The organism is Mycobacterium sp. P2_H7, assembly GCF_056403275.1.
Genome location: NZ_JBFUFU010000041.1, coordinates 1 through 1,388, shown reverse-complemented (window position 1 = coordinate 1,388; position 1,388 = coordinate 1). Strand labels below are relative to the sequence as shown.

Here is a 1,388-nt window from a genome sequence, read left to right as displayed (position 1 = left end):
GTCGAAGGCGGTGTGGTCGACGTTGTTGGTGAGTCGTTTGCAGACCAGTTTGCCGATCCAGGCGTTGAAGTCTTTTTGCCCGTAGATGCCGTAGGTGTGCAGTTCGTGGGCGAAGTTGGTGTCGGGGTCCCGGTCATAGGCCGGATCCGCCTGCGCGGGAGCCGCGAGGGACAGCCCGGTGGCGACCGTCGTGGCCGCCAGTACCGCCAGTTTTGTCTTCTTCACTACGCAACCCCTCACTCGACTACTCCGAAGCGCCTGCACCGACCGGTGCCGGTACGGGCGTGGGCCATGGCGCGGGCAGTGGACGCTGACGCACCCGCTGCGGCCACCAGAACCACTTACCCAGCAACGCCGCGATCGACGGCGTCATGAACGACCGGATGATCAACGTGTCGAACAACAGGCCTATGCCGATCGTTGTTCCGACCTGCCCGATCACGATCAAATCGCTGACCGCCATGGACATCATCGTGAAGGCGAACACCAGACCGGCCGAGGTCACCACCGAGCCGGTACCACCCATCGAGCGGATGATGCCGGTGTTCAGGCCCGCGTGGATCTCCTCCTTGAACCGCGACACAAGCAGCAGGTTGTAGTCGGAACCGACGGCCAACAGGATGATCACCGACATCGCCAACACCATCCAGTGCAGCGGTTGGCCGATGATGTGCTGCCAGATCAGCACCGACAGGCCGAACGAGGTGCCCAGCGAGAGCAGCACGGTGCCGACGATGACCGCGGCGGCGACCACCGCCCGGGTGATGATCAGCATGATGATGAAGATCAGGCACAGCGAGGCGATGCCCGCGATCATCAGATCGAACTTGGAGCCGTCGGCCATGTCCTTGAACACCGAGGCGGTGCCACCGAGGTAGACCTTGGAGCCCTCGAGCGGTGTGCCCTTGATGGCTTCCTTGGCCGCGTTCTTGATGGGTTCGATGTGCGAAATGCCTTCGGGGCTCATCGGATCGCCGTCATGGCTGATGATGAAGCGCACCGACTTGCCGTCTGGCGAGATGAAGTTCTTCATGCCGCGTTTGAACTCGGCGTTGTCGAAGGTTTCCGGCGGTAGATAGAACGAGTCGTCGTTGCGGGACGCGTCGAAGGCCTCGCCCATGGCAGACGAGTTGTCCTGCATGGCCGACATCTGATCCTGTATGCCCTTCTGGGTCTGATACATGGTCAGCATGTAGGTCTTCATGTTCTTCATCGTCGCGATCATGGACGGCATCAGCGCGACCATCTGCGGCATCAGGGTATCCAGACGCTCCATGTCGGGCATCAGCTGCTGGATGTCGTCGGTCATCGTGTCGATGCCGTCGAGAGTGTCGAAGATCGACCGGATGGCCCAGCACGACGGGATGTCGTAGCAGTGCGGTTCCCCC

At 61.6% G+C, this 1,388-nt stretch carries 1 protein-coding gene and 1 pseudogene; both read right to left on the bottom strand.

Annotated features, from left to right (window positions below):
• Nucleotides 1-225 (bottom strand): annotated as a pseudogene (locus AC1DY7_RS31230) (DUF732 domain-containing protein); the annotation flags it as partial.
• A gap of 19 nt (nt 226-244) precedes the next feature.
• Nucleotides 245-1,388 (bottom strand): MMPL family transporter (locus tag AC1DY7_RS31225; RefSeq protein ID WP_477497634.1); only part of this gene is annotated, 1,144 nt, incomplete at its 5' end.